This is a genomic window from Flavobacterium aerium, assembly GCF_030766725.1.
Lineage (GTDB): Bacteria > Bacteroidota > Bacteroidia > Flavobacteriales > Flavobacteriaceae > Flavobacterium > Flavobacterium aerium.
The window spans coordinates 362,883-379,869 of record NZ_JARQWR010000003.1; the positions used below are offsets into that span (position 1 = coordinate 362,883).

20 protein-coding genes are annotated in these 16,987 nt (G+C 32.2%); 6 read left to right on the top strand and 14 right to left on the bottom strand.

What is annotated here, in order from left to right; genetic code table 11:
- Positions 1-113: 113 nt before the first annotated feature.
- Positions 114-1,502, top strand: coding sequence for a dihydrolipoyl dehydrogenase (lpdA, locus tag P6733_RS06130; RefSeq protein WP_306350996.1), 1,389 nt, complete (start codon positions 114-116; stop codon positions 1,500-1,502).
- Positions 1,503-1,589: 87 nt separating this feature from the next.
- Here lpdA and P6733_RS06135 read toward each other — a convergent pair whose 3' ends face one another.
- Positions 1,590-2,018 carry a hypothetical protein gene (locus P6733_RS06135; protein ID WP_306350998.1) on the bottom strand — a complete coding sequence of 143 codons (429 nt, stop codon included), beginning with the start codon at positions 2,016-2,018 and terminating at the stop codon, positions 1,590-1,592.
- A gap of 365 nt (positions 2,019-2,383) precedes the next feature.
- On the opposite strand from P6733_RS06135, the gene P6733_RS06140 reads away from it, so the two are divergent.
- The 3 genes from P6733_RS06140 to P6733_RS06150 are packed head-to-tail and all read left to right on the top strand — an operon-like array spanning position 2,384 to position 4,406.
- A complete protein-coding gene (locus P6733_RS06140; protein ID WP_306351000.1) occupies positions 2,384-3,151 on the top strand; it encodes a serine O-acetyltransferase in 768 nt (255 codons plus the stop codon).
- Positions 3,152-3,171: 20 nt separating this feature from the next.
- Positions 3,172-4,083 (top strand): cysteine synthase A, encoded by a 912-nt coding sequence (gene cysK / locus P6733_RS06145; protein WP_306351002.1) that lies wholly within the window; start codon positions 3,172-3,174, stop codon positions 4,081-4,083.
- Between the two features lie 17 nt (positions 4,084-4,100).
- The gene (locus tag P6733_RS06150) at positions 4,101-4,406 is read left to right on the top strand and encodes a putative quinol monooxygenase (protein WP_306351004.1); all 306 of its coding nucleotides are present in this window, start codon (positions 4,101-4,103) and stop codon (positions 4,404-4,406) included.
- Between the two features lie 90 nt (positions 4,407-4,496).
- On the opposite strand, the gene P6733_RS06155 is transcribed toward P6733_RS06150, so the two are convergent.
- The 7 genes from P6733_RS06155 to P6733_RS06185 form a co-directional block, all read right to left on the bottom strand.
- The gene (locus P6733_RS06155) at positions 4,497-4,652 is read right to left on the bottom strand and encodes a lmo0937 family membrane protein (RefSeq protein WP_306351005.1); all 156 of its coding nucleotides are present in this window, start codon (positions 4,650-4,652) and stop codon (positions 4,497-4,499) included.
- A gap of 144 nt (positions 4,653-4,796) precedes the next feature.
- A complete protein-coding gene (locus P6733_RS06160; protein ID WP_306351007.1) occupies positions 4,797-5,387 on the bottom strand; it encodes a DUF4142 domain-containing protein in 591 nt (196 codons plus the stop codon).
- Positions 5,388-5,526: 139 nt separating this feature from the next.
- A complete protein-coding gene (locus P6733_RS06165; RefSeq protein ID WP_306351009.1) occupies positions 5,527-6,435 on the bottom strand; it encodes a YihY/virulence factor BrkB family protein in 909 nt (302 codons plus the stop codon).
- A 58-nt stretch (positions 6,436-6,493) separates the two neighbouring features.
- The gene (locus P6733_RS06170; RefSeq protein ID WP_306351010.1) at positions 6,494-8,281 is read right to left on the bottom strand and encodes a sensor histidine kinase; all 1,788 of its coding nucleotides are present in this window, start codon (positions 8,279-8,281) and stop codon (positions 6,494-6,496) included.
- A gap of 21 nt (positions 8,282-8,302) precedes the next feature.
- Positions 8,303-8,749 (bottom strand): response regulator, encoded by a 447-nt coding sequence (locus P6733_RS06175; protein ID WP_306351013.1) that lies wholly within the window; start codon positions 8,747-8,749, stop codon positions 8,303-8,305.
- Between the two features lie 74 nt (positions 8,750-8,823).
- A complete protein-coding gene (locus tag P6733_RS06180; RefSeq protein WP_306351015.1) occupies positions 8,824-9,384 on the bottom strand; it encodes a helix-turn-helix domain-containing protein in 561 nt (186 codons plus the stop codon).
- A gap of 131 nt (positions 9,385-9,515) precedes the next feature.
- Positions 9,516-10,025, bottom strand: a complete 510-nt coding sequence (locus P6733_RS06185) for a GNAT family N-acetyltransferase (RefSeq protein ID WP_306351017.1) — start codon at positions 10,023-10,025, stop codon at positions 9,516-9,518.
- Positions 10,026-10,236: 211 nt separating this feature from the next.
- On the opposite strand from P6733_RS06185, the gene P6733_RS06190 reads away from it, so the two are divergent.
- Positions 10,237-11,433, top strand: a complete 1,197-nt coding sequence (locus P6733_RS06190) for an LETM1-related biofilm-associated protein (protein WP_306351021.1) — start codon at positions 10,237-10,239, stop codon at positions 11,431-11,433.
- 50 nt (positions 11,434-11,483) lie between these two features.
- On the opposite strand, the gene P6733_RS06195 is transcribed toward P6733_RS06190, so the two are convergent.
- From P6733_RS06195 to P6733_RS06210, 4 genes are all read right to left on the bottom strand, one after another.
- Entirely contained in the window at positions 11,484-12,116 is a 633-nt protein-coding gene (locus tag P6733_RS06195; protein ID WP_306351023.1) for a carbonic anhydrase family protein, read from the bottom strand.
- A gap of 118 nt (positions 12,117-12,234) precedes the next feature.
- Positions 12,235-13,896 (bottom strand): SulP family inorganic anion transporter, encoded by a 1,662-nt coding sequence (locus P6733_RS06200; protein WP_306351025.1) that lies wholly within the window; start codon positions 13,894-13,896, stop codon positions 12,235-12,237.
- A 95-nt stretch (positions 13,897-13,991) separates the two neighbouring features.
- Positions 13,992-14,279: a hypothetical protein gene (locus tag P6733_RS06205; RefSeq protein ID WP_306351027.1), complete on the bottom strand. Its 288-nt coding sequence runs from the start codon at positions 14,277-14,279 to the stop codon at positions 13,992-13,994.
- A gap of 146 nt (positions 14,280-14,425) precedes the next feature.
- A complete protein-coding gene (locus P6733_RS06210; RefSeq protein WP_306351029.1) occupies positions 14,426-14,905 on the bottom strand; it encodes a Dps family protein in 480 nt (159 codons plus the stop codon).
- A 100-nt stretch (positions 14,906-15,005) separates the two neighbouring features.
- Between P6733_RS06210 and P6733_RS06215 the strand changes: the two genes are divergently transcribed.
- Positions 15,006-15,959 carry a LysR substrate-binding domain-containing protein gene (locus P6733_RS06215; RefSeq protein ID WP_306351031.1) on the top strand — a complete coding sequence of 318 codons (954 nt, stop codon included), beginning with the start codon at positions 15,006-15,008 and terminating at the stop codon, positions 15,957-15,959.
- Between the two features lie 51 nt (positions 15,960-16,010).
- Here P6733_RS06215 and P6733_RS06220 read toward each other — a convergent pair whose 3' ends face one another.
- Together P6733_RS06220 and mnmC2 are read right to left on the bottom strand one after the other, a co-directional pair.
- Positions 16,011-16,208 (bottom strand): hypothetical protein, encoded by a 198-nt coding sequence (locus P6733_RS06220; RefSeq protein WP_306351033.1) that lies wholly within the window; start codon positions 16,206-16,208, stop codon positions 16,011-16,013.
- Between the two features lie 104 nt (positions 16,209-16,312).
- Positions 16,313-16,987 carry a tRNA (5-methylaminomethyl-2-thiouridine)(34)-methyltransferase MnmC2 gene (mnmC2, locus tag P6733_RS06225; RefSeq protein WP_306351035.1) on the bottom strand — a complete coding sequence of 225 codons (675 nt, stop codon included), beginning with the start codon at positions 16,985-16,987 and terminating at the stop codon, positions 16,313-16,315.

A 16,987-nucleotide genomic window follows, 5' to 3' on the forward strand; every position in this document is an offset into this window, starting at 1 on the left:
AAAAAAGCGTTCCAGTTATAAGTTCAAAAAAAATTAACGGTACACAGATTTTTAAGTAATCAAATAAATAACTATTTTCGTGACTTCAAATGAATAACAAAAAACGCATAGAAATGAAATACGATATTATTGTTTTAGGTAGTGGCCCTGGTGGTTATGTTACTGCTATTAGAGCTTCACAGTTAGGTTTTAAAGTTGCAGTTATTGAGAAAGAAAATTTGGGTGGTATTTGTTTGAACTGGGGATGTATCCCAACGAAAGCATTATTAAAAAGTGCTCAAGTATTTGATTACCTAAAACATGCTTCAGATTATGGTTTAACTATTTCTGAATTTGATAAAGATTTCAACGCCGTTATCGCTCGTAGCCGTAGTGTTGCTGAAGGGATGAGCAAAGGGGTTCAATTCTTAATGAAAAAAAATAAAATTGACGTAATTGACGGTTTTGGAAAGTTAAAAGCTGGAAAAAAAGTTGATGTTACAGATAAAGACGGAAAAGTAACTGAATTCAGTGCAGATCATATCATTATTGCTACAGGTGCACGTTCTCGTGAATTACCTAATTTACCTCAAGATGGTAAAAAAGTAATTGGATACCGTCAAGCAATGACATTACCTGAGCAACCTAAAAAATTGATTGTTGTAGGTTCTGGTGCAATTGGAGTTGAATTTGCTCATTTCTACAATTCAATGGGAACAGATGTTACTATTGTTGAGTTTTTACCAAATATCGTTCCTGTAGAAGATGAAGACATCTCAAAACAAATGGAACGTTCCATGAAAAAAGCAGGTATCAAAATAATGACTAGCTCTTCTGTAGAGAAAGTTGATACTACTGGTACTGGAGTAAAAGCTACTGTAAAAACAGCTAAAGGAGAAGAAATTCTTGAAGCTGATATCGTTCTTTCTGCTGTAGGTATTAAATCAAACATTGAAAATATCGGATTAGAAGAAGTTGGTATTGCTACGGATAGAGATAAAATCTTAGTAAATGATTTCTACCAAACAAACATTCCTGGCTATTACGCTATTGGTGATGTAGTACCTGGACAAGCATTAGCACACGTTGCTTCCGCTGAAGGTATATTATGTGTAGAGAAAATTGCTGGTTTACATGTTGAAGCTTTAGATTACGGAAATATCCCAGGTTGTACATACGCTACTCCAGAGATTGCTTCTGTAGGTATGACAGAGAAACAAGCAAAAGAAAAAGGATACGAAATAAAAGTTGGAAAATTCCCATTCTCAGCTTCAGGAAAAGCAAAAGCTGCTGGTACACCAGATGGTTTTGTAAAAGTTATTTTTGATGCAAAATATGGAGAATGGTTAGGATGTCATATGATTGGTGCTGGTGTTACAGATATGATTGCTGAAGCAGTTGTGGCTAGAAAACTAGAAACTACAGGTCATGAAATCTTAAAATCAGTTCACCCTCACCCTACAATGAGTGAAGCAGTAATGGAAGCAGTAGCTGAAGCTTACGGTGAAGTAATCCACTTATAAGATAAAATATAGATTATAAAAAAATCCGCTAGTAACTAGCGGATTTTTTATTTTATAGCTTTGATAAAAATCAAGATATTATTTTATTTAGAAAGCAACATTCCATTTTGGTAAACGTTGGTTTGCAGCAAAAAACTGTTGCAATACAAATGCTTCTGCATAAGTAGGAATCTCTTTATTATGCTCGTTTACTGTTTCATACCAGTATACTTCTAAAGCATCAAAATTTTCTTTTTCCATTTGCATTGGCCAAGAATATTTTCTTCCCATTTTACCAAACTGATGTCCATTTACAATTTTGTCGTAAAGACCACCATTACGGCTTTTCAATTCACCATTGTTTTGAATTGTTCCAGAAGAACCTACCATTATCAACTCTTTTACGTCGTCAACAACACTATATACTAAATAAATTCCACTTGCATTTTCTGGTGCATTACACACTTCAACTAATTCATTTTCTTTAGTAAATCTAAAATGATTACTATGCTGATATTTCTCTAATTCTTGAAACATTTTCTTATTTTATGTTATTATTTATTTTCTACTGGAGTCGATTCCTTCTTTTAATCCTCAGAAACTAAGCTCAAAGAGCTTATTTCTAAAAGGCCTCAAAGATATAGGTTTTTAAAATGATACTCATCTACAATAGCTAATTTCTATTTAGAATTATCAAAAAAAATGCATTTCAAACACAATATCCCACAAACAACTGATAATCAATAATAAAAAATTACTCTAAAAATAAATTTTAAGAAAAATACAACATTTGAAATGCTCAAATCCAACCCCTCTTCCCTCCCTTTTATTTATCTTTGTAAGAGAAGCCATAACATTTTATGCCTCTACATCTGAGGCTTTTCTTATATCAACTATTTCTCATGTTAAATAGAATACCACATAAAAAATCAATTCAGAAATTAATTAATGCAGTATATACCGCATTATTTACCACTGAACTATTGGATAAAAAACAACAGCAACTCAATTATTCTAAAGTTGAAAATAGGCTTAGTAAGCTTTTACCTGAAGATTTATTGGATAAAGAGGCTGTTCTAAAAAAGTTCCAAACGGAATTGGACCAATTAAAGGATACTTTACTGAAAGATGCAACATTCATCTTAGAATCAGATCCTGCAGCGAATCAATTAGAAGAGGTTATTGCTATATATCCTGGATTCTATGCCATTGTATGCCATCGAGTAGCTCATATTTTGGTACAATATAACATCCCTTATATTCCAAGAATGATTACAGAGCATGCCCATCAGCTCACAGGAATTGATATTCATCCAGGTGCAACGATTGGAAGTCCTTTTTCAATAGATCATGGAACAGGAATCGTCATTGGTGAAACGTCACACATTGGTAATTATGTAAAAATGTTTCAAGGTGTTACACTTGGTGCGCTGAGTGTAGATAAAGATAAAGCCTCCAAAAAAAGACATCCTACAATTGAAGATTATGTAATCTTATATTCAGGTTGTTCTATATTAGGAGGAGAAACCATTGTTGGCGCTCATAGTGTTATTGGAGGAAATGTATTCCTTACGAATAGCATTGCAGCCAACTCTGTTGTATATCATAAAAGTGAAGTTGTAGTACGAACACAACAAAATTTTCACGAACCCATTAATTTCGTTATTTAAAAAATTAAAAACTGACAATTATGATCGTAAATACTATATTAGAAACAATCGGTAATACTCCTCATGTAAAAATCAATCGATTATTTAATCCTGATTTTTCTGTTTGGATGAAAATGGAAAAGGCAAATCCAGGAGCCAGCATTAAAGATCGTATTGCATTCGCTATGATTATTGACGCAGAAAAGAAAGGTCTTTTAAAACCTGGAAGTATCATCATTGAACCTACATCGGGTAATACTGGAATTGGTTTAGCGATGGTTGCCGCTGTAAAGGGATACCGAATCATATTGGTTATGCCCGAATCGATGTCTATTGAAAGAAGAAAAATCATGAGTGCTTATGGTGCCGAATTTGTATTAACACCTAAGGAATTAGGAATGAAAGGTGCTATTGAAAAAGCAAAAGAGCTTACTGCCGAAATGAAAGATGCTTGGATGCCTATGCAATTTGATAACCCTGCAAATACTCAAATACATTCAACAACTACAGCACAGGAGATTATTGCAGATTTCCCTAATGGAATAGATTATCTTATTACAGGAGTTGGAACAGGCGGACATATTACAGGATGTGCAGAAGCCTTAAAGAAACAGTTTCCAAATTTAAAAGTATATGCTGTTGAACCAGAATTATCACCTGTATTAAGCGGAGGTGCTCCAGGACCACACCCACTACAAGGAATTGGCGCAGGTTTTATTCCAAGTATTATGAAAACCGAATTATTAGATGGCGTAATTCAGGTAAGTAAAGAGGAAGCTTTTGAATTTACACAAAGAGCCGCAAAAGAAGAGGGAATTTTCTTAGGAATAAGCTCGGGCGCATCATTAGCTGCGGTGCATAAAAAAAGCAAAGATTTTGAAAAAGGAGCAAAAGTAATAACATTCTGCTACGATACTGGTGAACGCTATTTATCTACAGAAGGATTATTTTAATTTATAAAAAGAAGTACATGTCAAAAAAACCGACTCTAGCTATAATTGCTGAATTTATTGTAGAATTACACAATCAGTCTAAAGTGTTAGAATTACTAGTAGAATTACGCCAAAAATCACTTACTGAAGAAGGATGTTTACAATATGATATTCACACTGCTGCAAACGACCCATTAACAATTGTTCTTTATGAAAGTTATACTGATCTTGATGCCGTTCAAGCACATCGTGACAGTACACATTACAAGGAAATTGGAGGTAAGCACTTGGCGCCTTTATTATTACAAAGAACCATTACCGAATTTAATATTTACAATCATTAATTGATTTTATAGGTTCTATTATAAATCAAAAAGCATTGATGTTTTCACGCATCAATGCTTTTCTTTTTTTGTTTCTGGTATTATTATGCTCTACAAAGGCTTACGTCCTTGTATAATTCTTAAAAGAATTGCTATTACAGCAATAACTAATAAAATATGTATGATTGATCCGGCACTATAGGCAAAAAATCCAATAGCCCAACAGATGATCAATATAATTGCGATTGTATACAGTAAATTTCCCATGATTATTATTTTTTTAGGTTAATAGATGGTTAGCTTACTCCTACTTTCCGTATGTGAGTAACAGTAAATAAAAGAAGAAGCAATTCTACAAAATTTGTATTATTCAATTCTCATAGAATTGCTTCAATTGATCCTTATAGGATATTATTTTTTGATTTTAGTTTGCCAAGCAATTGCTTTGTCAAGATGTTGTCTTATACTTGCTAATTGCTCATTTGCCCAAGCTACGATTTCTGTATCTTTAGAATCTTTTGCAATGGCTTCAAATTCTGTTATTGCTTTTTTGTGATCTTCCACCATCAAATCAGCATATGCTTTATCAAAATCAGCTCCTGTTTTTTTGTTTAAGTTTTCATATACTTCTTTACCATCTTCGGTAACTGCTGTAGGAACTGTAATTTGTTTTTTCGCTGCTAATGCTTCTAATTCAGTCCATGATTTTCCATGGTCTGTTTCCATCATTTTACCAAAAGCTTTGGTATCAGCGTTGGCACTTTTTTGAACTAATTTACCTAATTCAATTTGTGCTAAATTCATTTCTGCTGCATTTACTAAGAATGTAGCATCATTTTCTTTTTCTTTATTATCATCAAACTTTGCATCGTTATGCTCTTCTGCTACTTTCATTGTATCTTCTTTTTTCTCTTTGTCATTACATGACGTAAAAGATAAAAGCATTGCTGTTGCTAAAGTCGTTCCTAATAATACTGATCTAAGGTTTTTCATAGTTTTCATAATATAAAAGTTTTGGTTAAACGTTATTACATTACAAAGTTGCGTAAACTATGAAGGCAATGTGTTACATGATATTTAGTAAATGTTACAAAATTCTCATGTAGTGTTATATCTCCCTTGTTTTAGGGGATTTAGAATCCTATAATTCTACTTCTTGCTTGAAAATTTTCACAGAATAAGGATTGGGTACAATCTCATCTCCGTATTCTCGGGCATATACTTTTGTAAATTCTGCGCCAAAGTATAGGATTATTGCCGAATAATAGACCCAAATCAGAATTACAATAACAGAACCTGCTGCTCCATATACCGAAGCAATTGTAGAGCTACCTAAGTAAGCCCCTATTGCGAATTTCCCTAACATGAAGAATATCGAAGTAAAACCTGCACCAATCAAGGAGTCTTTCCATCTGATCTCACCATCGGGTAATGATTTAAATATAATGGAGAATAGTGATGTAATAATTAAAAAGACAACAATCATATTCAGTACATAGAATACATAGAATGTCATCTCTGGAAAATAGAGTAATAAACGTTTATTCATTACATCCATCAAAGTATTCATCATTAAACTCACTAATAATAAGAATCCCACTGAAGCAATCATAGAGAATGACATTAATCTATTGCGAATAAATTTCATTAAACCGCGATTAGGTCTTGCTTTTAATCCCCATATAAAATTGATTGAACTTTGGATTTCAGCAAATACTCCTGAGGCTCCTACCAATAACATGATAATACCTATAGTGGTAGCAAACGTATTATTTCCCGATAACTCTACGTTTTTAATAGCTTCTTGTATTTGTAAAGCGGCGGCATTTCCAACTAATCCATTAATTTGTCCAAAAAATTCTCCTGTAACCGCATCTTTTCCAAAAAACATGCCTGCCACAGAAATAATGATTATCATTAAAGGGGGTAAAGAAAAAATAGTATAGTAGGACAACGAAGCACTTAGCTTCATACCATTATCCTCAATAAACTCTAATACAGTTAATTTTAATAATGAAAAACCTTTTTTTGAAACTTTCTTTACTTCCATACGTGCTATCTTATAATACTCTTTATCCTATTATTTCTTACAAAGTAAATACTTTTATTTATTTTGGTAAATAAATAGTGAAAGTTGCTCCAACACCATTTATCCCTTTAGCTTCTATAAAACCATGGTGATTCTCCATGATTTTCTTGCATATTGCTAATCCAATACCTGTTCCGTAATATGTGTTTTTATTGTGTAATCTATGAAAAAGAATAAAAATTTTATCCGCGTATTGTTGGTCAAAACCTATTCCATTATCTGAAAATGATATTTGGTAATATTTCTTGTGTAATTTGAACTTTTCATCTTTCAAATCTTTAGAATCTACAATTTCTGATTTTATGGTAATTGTTGGTATTTCATTTTCTTTACTATATTTCAACGAATTAGCAATTAGATTGGTAAACAACTGTTGCATCTGAAATGGAATCACATCTATAGTCGGTAATTGTTCTGCATTAATCACTGCCTTTTTTTCATCGATTAATTGAGTCATTTCCTGTTTCACGGTATCCAATAATACATTCAAATCCGTTCGTTGGGCTATTTTTTCTCTTTTTCCAGTTCTGGAATACATCAACAAATCATTAATCAAGGTTTGCATTCGATTAGCAGAACTCTGAATGCGTTCAAAATACTCTCTCCCCGATTCCGAAAAGTTTTTCTGATCCTTATCTTTTATTCGGGATACAAACATTTGTATTTTTCGTAAGGGCTCTTGCAAATCATGACTGGCAATATGATTAAAAGAGGCTAGTTCAGCATTACTACTTTCCAGTTCTCTATTCTTCTGTTTCAATCGAATGATATTTAAATGTTGTGAGGTAATATCACAGGTAACACCCACCACAATTGAGGTGCTACTATTGTCATTCATTAATTTCCCTGTTGATTTAAAATAACGTAATTTTCCATCTTTACGGATAACTCGGTACGATAAGGACATTGGTTTTATATTCGATCTTATTTGTATAATTTTTTTGTGTAATACTTCCCGATCTTCTGGGTGTACATATTCCATATAATTATCAATCGTTGATTCAAAAGCATTCGGTTCTACTCCCAGTAAACGATAATGATTATCGGATATATTTAATTCATTCGTTTCAAGATTCCATTCCCAATGTGAAATATCTGCAATGGCTTCTGCATGAGCAAAAGTTTCGTTCATAATCAATAATCTTCTATTCAAACGTTTCAGATTTTTAACATCACTGTTGATTTTCTGAAATGAAAAAATAAATACGAGGAGTGAAAAAATAACCACCAATAATGATGTTAGTGGTGTAAGGACAATATCTTGCTTGTACTCTCTCTCATGTTTTTGGAGCAACAACATTTCCTCATTAATCATCATATTCACATGTTGTCTAATTGCGCTCATTACTTTTTTACTCGCAATCATTTTTACGCGTAATGCTTTAGAATATCCTACTCTATTCACATTACTAACATCTATTCCTTTTGCTAAAACTAAATAGTATTTATTGATATAGAGTTGCAATACATCAATATTCTGTAGTTGTTTGAAATTATCTCCTGCTAATGTTTTTAGATTCTCTATGCTTTGATTTGCTTTAATTCTACTCCCATTATAGGTTTGCAAATAATCCAAATCATGGGTAATTATATATCCTCTTTGCCCTGTTTCCGCATCTTTGATAATCGATACTAATTGTTCCAGTTCAATATGTACTTTATGGGAATGTACGACCAATTCCTGTGACTTATTTAATGCTTGGATTTGTTTATTGGACAAGCTCGCAATAAAAAAGAGCACAAATACTGAAACAGCAAAGACTATTGTAAAAAGAGTGGATGATTTTAATAGGGATTGAAGTTTCATATTTTGAAATTCCTAATATTATTAAATACTCAGTAAAAATGTTTCTTTATTCAGTCCTGAAGTTTGATACTGCCAATTAATTTGGAGCACTTCTGACATTACTTTTTTTAATGCCGAAAAATCAGTTGGTTTTTTAATATAAACATTTGCTCCTTCTACGAAGGTATTTTCGATATCCTCATCAGAAGAAGAAGTCGAATAGATTGCAATGGATATATTTTTTAATCTTTTGTCATTGCGAATCTCTCTCAAACAGTCTAATCCTGATTTACACGGCATATTTAAATCTAGAAAAATAATATCTGGAATAATTGTTTCTTCATTTTGAAGGTATTCCATCAACTGTATACCATCATTTAATGCTGTGAATACAGTTTTAATCTTTATTTCTTCAATGGCATCTGCAAATATCAGACGATCTTCAACATCATCATCTGCTAGAACGACATTTAATGGTTTTTGATGCATGTCAATAAATTTTTCGGGGTTTTGTATTTCAAATGTACACTATTTATGCTTCTTGTAATCGAATACCATTTGGTTTAAAGTTCTTGCTGTACAGCGCGTCTTCTGGTAATAATTCGTTGGAATGATGTGGGCGTTAAACCAGTCGTTTTTTTAAACTGATTGGACAAATGTGCCACACTACTGTAATTTAATAAATATGAAATCTCGGTTAATGTCAATTCCTGTGCTATGATCAATTGTTTTACTCGTTCAATTTTTTGAATAATAATAAAATTTTCAATTGATGTATAGGTTATTTCTGAAAATAGATTTGATAAGTAGCCATAGCTGTGATTCAATTGTTCAGCTAGATATACGGACATCGTTACTTGTGGTTGTTTCTCATCAGAATAAACCATTTCTGTAATTGTATCTTTAATCTTTTGAATCAGCATTGTTTTTTGATTATTAACAATTTCTATTCCATAACGATTCAAACCTTCATTAAGCTGTTCCAATTGCTCATCGGATAAAGAATCGCTTATTTCTAAGGCATTTAAATCTTTGATCTCATAAGATACACCTAACAAGTCCAATTGCTCTTTAAGAATCATTTTACAAGCCAAATGAATGTCATATTTTACATAGAGGTTCATATCAATTTATTTAATGTTTTCAGCAAGTATATCGGACTTCGTCGATTACTCGTTACATAAACTTACAAAACCTATATTTCAAAACAAAACACTTAACTTAAATTTAGAGTATGTAAAAATTCAAAATTGAATCAGCTCAACTCGTTTTTCAACATCAATTGCATGAAAGTAACATCTAACCATTTATCAAACTTATAGCCTACTTCTTTAAGTTGGCCCATTTCTACGAATTGATAGTTTTTATGGAATAATATACTGTTCACATTATCGGAATCAATCACTGCAATCATAGCATGATATCCTCCAGTTGTAGCACTAGTGATTAATGTTTCTAATAATTTTTTCCCTACTCCTTTTCCTCTTGCATTTTCTGCAATATAAATGGAATGTTCTACTGAAAATCGATATCCTACTTTTGGCTTAAAGGTTCCATAAGTACCATACCCAATCACCTCATTATCATATTCTGCCACAAAAATTGGAAAACCTTCGGACTGTTTTTCTGCAAACCATTGTTCTTGCATTTCAAAACTACGGGGATCATAATCATACACAGCAGTTGTTGTTTCAATTGCATGATTAATAATTTCCAAAATACGTTCTAAGTCTGTATAAACGGCTTCTCTAATTCTCAATTCCATTGGTTTAATTTTTAATGCATTATATCGTCTCGTCGAGGATATTTTATTACAACAAATTAACACTCTTTTTTAATTATAATTCATAATTATTCCCGAATTAACGATAATTAAACATAATAAAATACTTATTAATAAATAACGCTTAAATAATGCATTAAAACCACCTTCTTCCAAATTCTTGTTTAAATTTGTACTCATAATAATCCCACAAATGAACCCATCTGCAAACGGTTGGATAGATAAATTTTTTTTAGAGCAAAAACCAATACTTCTCCCTGTATTTGTTTATGCGAAACAGTTCTATATCACTACCCGTGCTACAGGATTTATTTATGGCCATGTTGTATCTTTTGATAGCGTAGAGCCTATTATTACAAAAGGTTGGACTTTCGAAGAAGTCACAAAAGTAGCTTTACTCAATACTTTATATGGGATTTATGGATTAGTCACTCATGAAAGTGAGCCAAAACAGTTCATATCTCAAGCTGTTTCTTTTTATAAAGAAATGCATCCTGAAAAATTCAATGTATTAAATATTATATTGCCCAATGGTAGTCCGTCGAGTAATCTTGAGCGTGCTATTAGTGATCGTGTTCAAACAAATGATAACATCGTTAGTAAGAACTTTTCTCACATTTTGACAAATGCTTTACTGTACATGGATATTTTGGCTTTTCGTCAATATTTAATCCATGGAGCAATCCCTAATAATTACCTTAAAAAACTTGAAGAAACGATTGTCAGCATCGTATCATTGGCCTTAAAAACGAAGACACAGAAATCTAATTATGATGATTTACTAATCAAACTTTTTGAAGCTTCTGTTCGTTTTACTAAATTTTCTAAGGTGAATATTCAAAATCTTGAAACCTTACAATTGGATTATTTCACTTCCGATTTAGAGAAATTTTACCTGATTGATTTAGCTGGAATGGCTTTATGGAATGATTCCAAAATTGAAGAAAATGAAATTGCTTACTTATATCAATTAAGTGATTTAATGGAAGTTGATTCTACATTTACGGAAGACAGCATTAGAGCTACCGATGAATTTATTACAAAATACCGCAAAGAAATTCCTTATTTCAATTACTCAAATCCGGTAAAGCATTTCTATGATCAAGCCACACAAAATGTTGTTTTACTGATTACCCGAAACAAGAATAGATTGATTAAAGAGATTTCTCAAAGTGGCGAACTACTTAAATTATTAGCCGTATCTACCACAAGAGATTTGGATGAAAAGGAAAAGAAAAAAGTAAAGAAACAATTATTGGAAGTTTGTAAAACGATTCCTTCGCTTACTATTTTTTTATTGCCTGGAGGAAGTTTATTATTACCCATACTTATTAAGTTTATTCCTCGAATGTTGCCCTCAGCATTCAATGAGAATTTAGATAATGAATAAAAAAAGCCCCGATAAACATCGGGGCTTTTTTCATATATAAATTATTCGAATTAGATTTCTTTCATGAATTCTACTTCACCAGTTTCGATATCATGGTAAGCCCCTGCGATAGCAATTTCACCTGCATCATGTAATTCTTTAAGTACTGAGCTTCTTGATAATATTTCATCCATTGTATGGATAATATTGTGGTGTGCAACTGCTTCTACAAAACTAGAATCATTGCTTGCTACTGCCGCTCCAAATTCAGTTCTAACTTCATCTACAGAAGGTTGAATCTTATCTAATAATGTTGTAAGATTTCCAAGTTTTGCTCCTGCACAAGCTCCTTTAATCGCTCCACATTTACTATGTCCAAGTACTACAATCAATAAAGATCCTGCTAATTTACAAGCAAACTCCATGCTTCCTAGAATGTCTTCATTCAAAACATTTCCTGCAATTCTAGCACTGAAAATATCTCCTAAACCTTGGTCAAAGATTAATTCTGCTGATGTTCTACTATCGATACAACTTAGGATGATTGCAAATGGAAATTGCCCATCTTTTGTTGCGTTAACTTGTTCAAGTAAATTTCTATTAACTTTTAGATTGTTTACAAATCTCTTATTCCCCTCTTTTAATAGTGATAATGCTATAGTAGGAGTTAATTTTGCCTGTGTTTCTGCTGTATGTGCTGTCATTTGATAGTGTATTAAAAAGTATTAATTATTCTATTTGCCCCAAGCAAATTTTTATGTTTATAGCCAACAATCCTGTCCTCAAAACTCATTTAGGATGTTGTAATAATCAATACGGTGTTTATTTTTCTTTTGTTAATTCGGTAATCACTTTTTTGTGTGATGTGGTAGCGCTTTTTCTAAAGTCTTCCATATTTTTATGGGCAATAGAAACATGCTGGCTTTCTGAATTTTCTAATTCATAAGCTTCTTTAAAGCCAATTAAGGTAAGTTCAATATTTTTCTCTGGCGCCTTAATATTTTTCAACTCTTCTATCAAGTCTAGAACATCATGGGCGATATATACTGTATCTGAAGCATTAATAACTACTTTAGAATCTTCTGGTAGATTATTAAGTGTCAATTTGATTGCAGCTTTATTCAAGAAGGATACTTCTTGTGCAAGATCAATATGAATCACATCTCCATCTTCAAATTCTTCTTTTTTGAAATAATAAGCTCTTTTAATATTTCCTCTTAAAATAAAAATGATACTAATCAACATACCTAATGCTACACCTTTTAATAAGTCAAGGAACACCACTGCGATTAACGTTACAATGAACGGTACAAATTGATATTTCCCTTTTTCCCAGAAGTGTTTTATTGTTGCTGGTTTAGCAAGCTTATATCCTACTAAAAGTAAAATTGCAGCCAATGTTGCCAATGGAATTTTGTTTAGAATAGTAGGAATTGCCAATACACTGATTAATAGAAACAAACCATGTATAATTGCTGACATTTTAGATTTTGCCCCAGCGTTATTATTTGCTGATGTACGCACAACTACTGATGTCATTGGTAATCCGCCTAAAAATCCACTAATGATATTTCCAATTCCTTGTGCTTTTAATTCCACATTGGTATTGGTGAATCTTCTTTGCGCATCCATTCTATCTGCTGCTTCGATACACAATAAAGTTTCAATCGATGCTACCACCGCAATCGTTATGGCTACTACCCAAACTTTAGGATTTGTAATTTCTGAGAACTTTGGAGTAACGATAATGGCTTTAAATTCTTCAAAAGTAGTAGGCACTGGTAAGTTTACAAGGTGTTCCCCTTTAATAGCCAATGAACTACCAGATTGAGTAAAAAGCTCATTGATAATAACTCCTAAAGCTACTGCGATTAAAGCCCCTGGAAGAAGTTTCAATTTTTTTAAGAAAGGAACTCTATCCCAAGCAATCAAAATGGTTAATGAAACTACAGTGATGATGATAGCCCCTAAATGTAGTGATTCTAATGCTCCAGTAATTGCGGAAAACGTATTATTTCCATTAAACTGAAAGAATGATTCATCTCCTTCAAAGTCTGCATCATACCCTAATGCATGTGGTAATTGTTTCAGAATAATAATAATTCCGATACCTGCAAGCATTCCTTCAATTACATTGTTTGGGAAAAAGTCGGAAACACTTCCTGCTTTTAAAAACCCAAGAATTAACTGAATTAAACCTGCAATAACAACGGTTAGTAAGAATATATCGAATGCTCCTAAGTCACTAATAGCGGTTAAGATAATGGCTGTTAAACCTGCAGCTGGACCCGAAACACTTAAGTGTGATTGACTTAGATATCCTACTACGATTCCTCCTATTATACCTGAAATAATACCTGAGAATAAAGGGGCACCAGAAGCCATTGCTATACCTAAACATAAAGGTAGTGCCACCAAAAAGACCACTAAACCAGATGCGAAATCAGATTTAAGGTTGGCAAAAAGATTGATTTTTTTTGTCATTTTATTTTTGAAAAAATTTGATACTTAGCCACGCATTCTTATCGTATAGAAAATACACAACAGACGCATAACTTGTTTAATAAACAGAGAAAGTATTAAATAAATTCGGGTGGTGGGGAGAAGATCTCTTCTAGTAAACTATCGTGTTTTTGAAGATGTTCAAAGCAGATCATTCTTTTCGTGGTAGGTGTAAAAGCAAGTAACTCATCTCCGAAATTATATTTCAGTTCTGCTTTTACCTCTTTTATTTCTTTGTGATTTTCTTCTTCTGACATACTGTAAAGCATAGACACATCAACATCTTTCTGAATCAAACTCACAATAGTCGGAGTCGATAGAAAGGTGATAAACATGAATAATACTAACTTTACAATAATTTTCATGTTGCGAAAATATGAATTAATTGCTTTATTTAAAAATACTCTAAATAAATTTAATCTAAATTTAACACCGTTAGCTATCTGCAAAAAAAAAGCAGTTTCATTGTGAAACTGCTTTTTTTATATACTAAATATTGAGAATGATATCATTAGATTGCTTCTTCTAACCATGCTTTCATCATCCACATTGTTTTTTCTTGCTCTTTAATAAAGTCACTCATCATAGAATTTGTTCCTTCATCGTTAATTGCATCTGATGTATTTAAAATTTCCCTTTCAATTTTTAATAAATCCGTTAATGATTCTACAATAAGGTTTACTGCTTTCTCATCATTGGAAATATTCTTTCCAATTTTTAATTTGTTATTTTGAATGTAATCTTCAAATGTATGCAAAGGAGTAGCTCCTAATGTTAAAATTCGTTCTGCGATTAAATCAATTTTTAATTGTGCATCATTGTACAATTCTTCAAATTTTACATGTAAATCAAAAAAACGTTTACCTCTAATATTCCAGTGTAAACCTCTTAAGTTTTGATAATACACTTGGAAGTTTGACAATAAATTGTTTAGTTCTGCACTAATTTGTTCTGTTTCTTTAATCGGTAATCCAATACTATTCTTTTTCATATTCCTGTTTTTTTATTTACTCAAATTTAAGGAAAATTTAGAGGAATAAATAATAGTTTAAATTGATAGTTTTTATAATTTTATCGAAAATATTTATACCATGACGATCACCCAACTTTATTATGTTTTAGCTGTAGCCGAAAATAGGAATTTCACTTTGGCTGCAGAAAAATGTTTTGTTACTCAACCTACTTTAAGTATGCAAATACAAAAACTGGAGGAAGAACTTGATATACAGATATTTGATCGTACTAAAAAACCAATTCAACTTACCGATATAGGACAAAAAATCGTTAACCAAGCGAAGAATATTGTCAACGAATCGGGACGAATTAAAGATATAGTCGATCAACAAAAGGGATATATAGGAGGAGAATTTAAATTGGGAATTATCCCTACAGTTATGCCTACATTATTACCGATGTTCCTGAATAATTTTATAAAAAAATACCCTAAGGTTAAACTCATCATTGAAGAGTACAATACAGAAGAGATTATTATCAAGCTAAAAAATGGTCATTTGGATGCCGCTATTGCTTCTACCCCATTGGAAGAAGATAATATTAAAGAGGTCGTAATGTACTACGAACCTTTTGTAGCCTACATTCCTGAAAATCATTCGAGTCACTCTAAAGCTAAAATTGATATTAGCGATCTGGATGTGGATAACATATTGTTGTTACAGGATGGGCATTGTTTTAGAGAAGGAATTCTGAATTTGTGTAAAAATGCACATAATCATAACTCTAATTCTTTTCAAATTGAAAGTGGAAGTTTTGAAACTTTAATAAAATTGGCTGATGAAGGTTTGGGAACTACTTTACTACCCTATTTGACTACTTTGGATTTAAAAGACAAAGACCGCGGTAAATTACGTCATTTTAACGATCCACAACCTGCCCGTGAAGTAAGTCTCATTTATCCTAAAAGCGAGCTTAAAATCCATATAATAGAAGCTTTACGCAATACTATAGCGGGTGTAGTAAAGGGCGCCATTGCTTTTCAGGATGTTCAAATCATTAGTCCTTTGAACAAAACGAAACTAGTCAACTAAACTCAGTCGTATATAAACATAAAAAAGACCGCTCATGAGCGGTCTTTTTATTTATCGGTTCACAATGACTAAACTTAGTCTTAGTTCGGGCTTTTCAATTGTGTATTTTAATAACCATTCTCTTAATTGTTCAATTTCATATGGTAGTAATGATCTTAAACCTTTTTCTAACTCTTTACAAAAAAGTAAAGGATCAAAGCTGACTCTCTCCAAAATTGTTTTAGTGTAAGCAAACATAGGTCTTGACATGATAAATCGTATTATTTATTGGTTAGATTTTATTGTAAGAACGCTTTGTAAATGTAATTATATAAATCTTCAATCTTTAAGACATTAACGTTATATTATGAATTCTATTGTGTTAAATCTCCTTTTTTTGCACGCATCATTTCACGCTTCCCTGGTGGGCCTTGTAACTTTTCAACCTGAAAGCCAGCTTCTTGCATTGCGCGCTTGATTGGTCCCCTTGCTGCGTATGTTACTAAAATGCTATTTTCCTTTAATGCCTTATACATTATAGAGAAGATTTCAGCCGACCATAACTCAGGTTGTACTCTAAAACCAAACGCGTCAAAGTAAATTAAATCAAATTCATTTTCTGCTTGAATGTCTTTAAAAAACTGCTGTTTTTTGGTCAAATTAAATTGAGCATCTATTCTTGTTTTTTCCTCCCAAGGACAGGCATGCATTTGTTTGAAAACACCATCAAATTCCTGCGCTTGGAGTTCTGCTACATAATTTAGCTGTACAACTTCTTCTGCTGGAATTGGATAGGCTTCAATACCCGTATAATCAATTGATATTCCTTTTTGTTTTGCTTCAAGGAATGTAATAAAGGCATTTAAACCGGTTCCAAAACCAATTTCTAATATAGAAACAGACTTCTCTGTAAACAGAGAGAGTCCGCTTTTTATAAAAACATGATAAGCTTCTTGTATGGCTCCAAATTTTGAATGATAGGTTTCATCCCATTCAGGCAAAAATATTGTTGTTGACCCATCTGAAGTCTTAATAATTTTTCGTTCCAA